This is a genomic window from Shewanella sp. 11B5 (genome assembly GCF_002836795.1).
GTDB lineage: Bacteria > Pseudomonadota > Gammaproteobacteria > Enterobacterales > Shewanellaceae > Shewanella > Shewanella frigidimarina.
On record NZ_PJAP01000340.1, the window covers coordinates 1 to 6,485 of the forward strand.

At 41.5% G+C, this 6,485-nt stretch carries 5 protein-coding genes; 3 read left to right on the top strand and 2 right to left on the bottom strand.

Features of this window, described 5'->3' with window-relative positions:
• The coding region (locus tag CXF78_RS07175; protein WP_102036393.1) for an AMP-binding protein at positions 1–1,564 on the top strand (1,564 nt) is incomplete at its 5' end.
• A 231-nt stretch (positions 1,565–1,795) separates the two neighbouring features.
• On the opposite strand, the gene CXF78_RS07180 is transcribed toward CXF78_RS07175, so the two are convergent.
• Complete coding sequence (locus CXF78_RS07180; RefSeq protein WP_180957080.1) at positions 1,796–3,616, bottom strand: ABC transporter transmembrane domain-containing protein; 1,821 nt, start codon at positions 3,614–3,616, stop codon at positions 1,796–1,798.
• 161 nt (positions 3,617–3,777) lie between these two features.
• Here CXF78_RS07180 and CXF78_RS07185 point away from each other — a divergent pair, with 161 nt between their 5' ends.
• A complete protein-coding gene (locus tag CXF78_RS07185; RefSeq protein WP_167526098.1) occupies positions 3,778–4,260 on the top strand; it encodes a pilus assembly FimT family protein in 483 nt (160 codons plus the stop codon).
• Positions 4,261–4,288: 28 nt separating this feature from the next.
• Here CXF78_RS07185 and CXF78_RS07190 read toward each other — a convergent pair whose 3' ends face one another.
• Positions 4,289–4,699 (bottom strand): hypothetical protein, encoded by a 411-nt coding sequence (locus tag CXF78_RS07190; protein WP_101088737.1) that lies wholly within the window; start codon positions 4,697–4,699, stop codon positions 4,289–4,291.
• Between the two features lie 331 nt (positions 4,700–5,030).
• Here CXF78_RS07190 and CXF78_RS07195 point away from each other — a divergent pair, with 331 nt between their 5' ends.
• Positions 5,031–6,209 carry a methyltransferase gene (locus CXF78_RS07195; protein ID WP_059744766.1) on the top strand — a complete coding sequence of 393 codons (1,179 nt, stop codon included), beginning with the start codon at positions 5,031–5,033 and terminating at the stop codon, positions 6,207–6,209.
• Positions 6,210–6,485 lie beyond the last annotated feature (276 nt).

Sequence of the window (6,485 nt, forward strand, 5' to 3'; positions counted from 1 at the left end):
CCAATACACATCCATAGTTGATTTGATCGAAAAAGCCTGTGACAAGTATGCTGATAATGTTGCATATGCATGTCTTGGGAAAAGCACTACCTTTCGCGAAATAGAACAAAACTCGCGCGATTTTGCCAGTTATTTGCAACATAGCACTTCATTGCAACCAGGCGACAGAGTAGCGATACAATTGCCTAATATTACTCAGTTTGTGATTGCGGCTTATGGGGTAATTCGAGCAGGTATGGTGCTAGTCAATACCAATCCGATGTACACGGAACGTGAACTTATTCATCAATTTAACGACTCAGGTGCAAAAGCCTTAGTCGTATTGTCGGATTTACTACCTACATTAACTAACGTGATCGACAAAACAACAGTAGAGTTGGTGATTTCGACCCACGCAATGGATCTTATCCAACCGCAACCTCAGCCTGAAACCCCTTTTAATAAAGTGGCATTTACCTCTGTGCTCACTGAAGGTGCTAAGTATCCTTATCAGGCGATAAAACCTAACCATGATGATTTAATTGCTCTGCAATACACCGGCGGCACAACCGGTTTATCGAAAGGCGCTATGCTCAATCATGGCAACCTTTTGGCTAATTCTGGTCAAGTAAAATCACGAATTGCTAGCACCATGACCGAAGGGCATGATGTGTTTGTCGCGCCATTACCGATTTACCATATCTATGCATTTATGGTTAATTTGGTGCTGTATTTTGAATCAGGTAGCTGTTCAGTATTAATTCCCAATCCTCGTGATATTGCAGGGCTAATCAATACCATGAAAGCCTATCCATTTACTGGCTTTGCGGGTTTAAACACTCTATTTGTTGGCTTATGTCATCAGCCAGAATTTAAAGCCTTAGATTTCAGTAAAATGAAAATAACCATTTCGGGTGGTACTGCATTAACGAGTGTTGCAGCTAACTTATGGCAACAAACCACCCAATGTATGATTTCAGAAGGCTATGGTTTGTCTGAAACATCTCCTGTTGTCAGCCTTAATGCACCAGGGCATCAACGCCTCGGTACTATTGGCAAACCTGTATTGGGCACTGAAGTTCATGTACTCGATATGGATGATAATGAAGTGGCTATCGGTCAAGCTGGCGAACTCGCAGTGCGCGGTCCGCAAGTTATGCAAGGGTATTGGAATAAACCACAAGAAACCGCTAACGTCATGACAAAAGACGGATTCTTTAAAACTGGCGATATTGGCATTGCCAGCGAAGATGGTTATCACACCATTGTTGATCGTAAAAAAGACATGATTATTGTTTCTGGTTTTAACGTCTATCCTAATGAAGTTGAAGACGTACTTTCAACTAATGAGTTAGTTTTAGAGTGTGCTGTCGTCGGGGTTGAAGATGAACGTTCTGGCGAAGCAGTAAAAGCCGTGATTGTATTAAAACAGCCGCCAGCGGATATCGAGGCGGTCAAACAGACGATCAATGATTACTGCCGCAGCCAACTGACTGCTTATAAAGTACCACGCATTATTGAGTTTACTGAACAGTTACCGAAAAGTGCTGTCGGGAAAATTTTGCGTCGAGAACTACGTAAATAAAAGCTAGGTAAATAAGAGCTAGGTAAGTACTACGCAAGCAAGAGATGAGCCAAGCAGGTAAATCTTAATGTGCTTAAACGTTATGTAAGTTACCTCAACCCTGAGCAATAACTGATTATCAAACTGCGATTAATGTCATTTGAAAAAGTTAATTGATTCGAAAATAAAAAAGATGCTTCGGCATCTTTTTTTATTTCTCAATTACACACACACTGCACAAAGCAGTAACCATTATGACGGCTCGTTATCCATCAATAACTGTAAACTGGCAAATTCGCGATATAGCTCATTGCTGGCCATTAATTCGTTGTGAGTACCACTGGCAATTAGTTGTCCTTTATCTATCACGAAAATCCGGTCTGCATTGATAACGGTAGCTAAACGATGAGCAATAATCACTGTGGTACGTTTGGCCATAAGTGAATCCAGAGCCTGTTTTACTTTGATTTCGCTTATCGCATCTAACGCACTAGTCGCTTCATCAAGCAGTAATATTGGTCTATCGGCAAGAATCGCTCTTGCGATTGCAATACGTTGCTTTTGCCCACCCGACAAACGCACACCACGTTCACCTAAGTAAGTCGAATAACCATCAGTAAATTCGCGAATAAACTCATCCGCTTTAGCCGCAATACAAGCCTGCTTCACCTCTTCATCGCTGGCATCTAAGCGACCATAACGCACATTATCGAGTACGTTCATGGCAAAAATCACCGACTCTTGCGGCACAAGTGCATACTGTTGGCGTAAATCTGCCAATGCCAAAGTAGAAATATCAATACCATCTAATAATATCCGCCCTTGTTTAGGCTGGTAAAAACGCATCATCAATTCAAATAAGGTGCTTTTGCCTGCTCCACTAGGCCCCACTAAAGCGACTCTTTCACCAGGAGTAATCGACATCGACAATTGGCGGATCACGTCTTGCTCAAGATCTGACGGATAAGCAAAGCATACGTTATCAAAACTAAGTAAACCTTTAACAGGTAGCACGACTTGGTTGGGGGTCACTTGCTCGGGTATATCAATCGGTGTTTTAACTAACTCAATTAAACGCTCTGCTGCACCAGAAGCTCGTTGAATTTCGCTAAACACTTCACTGATAGTGGCTACAGCACCTGCAACCATTACGGCATAAAACATAAACGCAGACAGCTCGCCACCGGTGATACTGCCAGACATCACATCTTGCGCCCCAATCCATGTAACAAAAGCAATTGCAGCAATGCTTAAAAACATCACCGTTGAAATAAGCAGCGCACGATACATAATACGGCCTTTAGCCACATCCATAACCGCCTCGACTCTGTCAGCAAATAGCTGTCGGTCTTTAGCCTCATGGGTATACGCTTGAACAGTATGAATTTCATGCAATGTTTCATCAATATAAGCGCCAAGATCGCCTACCCTATCTTGACTTTTACGCGACAAGGTTCTGACTTTTCGGCCAAAAAAGATCACCGGGCCTAATACCAAAGGAACGGCTAGCAGCACTAATGCCGTCAACTTAACACTGGTAAATGCCATCATAACAATGCCACCAATCACGGTCACACTTGAACGCAACGCCATAGATAAGCTTGAGCCGACAACGCTTTGTAACAAAGTACTGTCTGCCGTAAAACGTGAAATAACCTCACCGGTACGCTGAGTCGCAAAAAAAGCTGGCGATAATGACAATAAATGATTGTAAACCTGTAACCGAATATCAGCACTAACCCGCTCACCAAGCCAAGTCATCAGATAAAAACGACAGAAAACCGCAGTTCCACTGATTGCTGTAATAGCAATAATAAACAACATGATCTCATTCAATCGCCCTGCATTATCGGCAATAAATCCTTCATCGACCATTAACCGCACCCCTTGCCCAAGCGATAGCCATGCAAGCGACCCAATAAATAGAAATACAATCGCCGCCACTACCTTCGTACGATAAGGAGACAGAAATTGTAAAATCCAAGGTAGAACAGAATGTTTTAAAGGAGGTTTAGCAGAAGATATAGACTCTGTTGAAGTCGTCGTTGGATTCGTCACAGTATTAACCAGCATATATAACTAAGATGTCCTGATAGTACCAACAAAACACCACATTGTAGATGCCTTAACAATAAGACGTCGACACAGCAGGTTTACGACCGCCGAACAAATGATGCTAGTATCAAATAAAAAATAAGATGAAAAACAGCATGAGTAATAAAATGAAAAATAGCATGACAAATAATATAAGACCATCGCACGGCTTTACATTAATAGAGTTGGTTGTTGTGATTATTATTTTGGCCTTATTGGCCGTTGTCGCGAGCAGTAAATTCATTAGCTTACGCAAAGATGCCATTGTATCTACCATGGGAGGGATGGAAACAGCAATGCAATCAGCTGCGACCTTAACCTATTCAAAAGCCGCTATTGCTGGAGTAGAAAGACTTGCTACTACGACGCTTAATATTGATGGGGTCAATGTTAACTTAGCTTATGGCTATCCCGACGGAACAGCCGCAGGTATTGCAATGCTAATGAATATTCCCGAAGGTGATTGGCAACAACGCAAAAGTACTTTGCCTATAACTGCATGGGTATATTGGCATGGAGTCATTAAAGAGGATGCGGGCGTTGCTGCATGTTATTTACGTTACAGGCAAGTAACATCAGCCACCGCACGCCCTGTTATAGATGTTCAAACAAGCGGATGTTAAGCACCAATAGGTTTAAATAAACATAACATTAAGACTCAGGGTAACGTTTTTCAATCGCTTTCAGCGATCGTAAAAACAACCCTATACCCCCCACACAAAGTACCAATATAACGATTAAATCAAATGCACTCATGTAAGAAAATCGAAAATTAATCGAGCTTATCACGCCAAAAATCAGTGCCACTAACGAGCCAAATGTCAGTAACCATCCAAGTATGTTTCTGCCATTATAAAACATCAGTCCCACACCAAACATAAAGGGTATCATCACCATTCCACTGGTAAGCCCAAAGCCGCCCAGCTGATATAAATGGCTGCTAAAGCCAAATGAGCTTGTCACTTTAATGGCATTTAATAGCATATAAAAGCCACCGCACATCATCACTAGCCCAATAAAGAACTGACCCATTCCACCTGACGTTCCACCAGCACCTTTCATCAATATCCCTTGAAAACCATTATTTTAAGTCAATGTATTGATGTTACTGAAGCGTGCAATTAATAGCAATCATCTCTGCAGCACGGCCATTTTCATGACGTTAGGTTTTAGTTTCAAAGTTAAAAAATCAATATCACCTTGTTCTGTATCCTAAATTCAACATGTCGCTTAACACGAGTTAAACAAGGAAGCTTTGATAATCAGTTAACTAGCGACACTCCACAAAATTATCCCTATCAACTTGTTTAAGCCTAAGCCTCGCGCTAGTAAGTGTTATCTGAGATAATATCTGGCTATTTTATCGATATTCTTTTTATTAGGTAACACCGTCATGACAACCCAATTTGCTTGTTCAGGTATAGAGCTTGAGCTTTTTCGTTATCCAAGCCAACAAGCATCAAACTTACAAGCATGGGATGCCGCTGATGAACACCTAGTAAAGTACTTAATCGACACCGAAATAACAGCAACCACTACCGCCATTCTAAATGACAACTTTGGGGCTCTCACATGTGCATTAACCATGCAACACCCACACAGTGAATTGCTTGTCGAAACGGATGCTAAAACCAGCTTGTTAGGTTATCAGCAAAATTTATTACACAACAAACTCGCATCAAGCAACATACATTGGCTAAACAGCCGCGAAACACTGCCACAAAATATTCAATTAGTACTGATGAAGTTACCGAAAAACCTACACTATTTTGGCCAGCAACTTGCGCGTTTATCAACGGTGCTTCCAGCAGGAACCCAAATTCTGATTGGTGCTAAAGCCAAGTCTATCAATCCAGCATTATTGGCCAGTATTGAAAAAAATCTAGGTCCCGCATCTGCCAGTTTAGCGTGGAAAAAAACACGGGTAATTAGTTGTATTAGCGATGGTAAAAAACGCTCATTAGCGAAAGCGGTGAGTTGGAATGTCGATGAGCTCAAACTCACTATCAGTAACCTTGCTAATGTATTTGCGGCCAATAAGCTCGATATTGGCGCAAGGATTATGCTCGACAACATGCCCAAAGGCGAATTCAAGCACATTATAGACTTAGGCTGTGGTAACGGTATTTTAGGATTGCACGCAAAGCAATGTTATCCCAATGCGCAAATCCACTTTGTGGATGATTCTGATATGGCTATCGCCTCGGCAAAGCATAATTGGCAAGCGAACGAGTTAGACACTCCATCTCAAGATCTTCAATCCCAAGATCCTCAAACTGAACAAATGCCACAAGCTTTTTTCCATTGGGACGATTGCCTGAGTAATTTACCAGCGGATGTTGAACCAGATTTAGTGATATGTAACCCTCCGTTTCATCAAGGTGAAGCCATTACTGACCATATCGCTTGGCAAATGTTTGTTGATGCACATAAGCGCCTAAAAAAAGGCGGTTTATTACATATCGTTGGTAATCGACATTTAGCCTACCACGTTAAAATAAATCGCATTTTTAAAAACTGCACCACGGTTGCCTCTAATGGTAAGTTTGTCATTTTACAAGCAATAAAATAATGTCCTGAATAAGGTACTAAGGTCATGCTCCCCTACATGGCCCTGCATATAAAACCAAACCAATATTGATAGTAACGAGCGAGGGCCGACACAGTTTATGTGCAGCCTTTCACTCGTATGTATTTCAACTCACTACACCTTGTTTATCTAGTACACCCACATTAACGAGCACCAATAACCACTGAACATTCATTAGTGTGAACGGCGATACAAATCTCTTTTTGTTGTAACTAACAGCAAATCGATTTGTGATGTTCATATCCCTTGAATAAATAA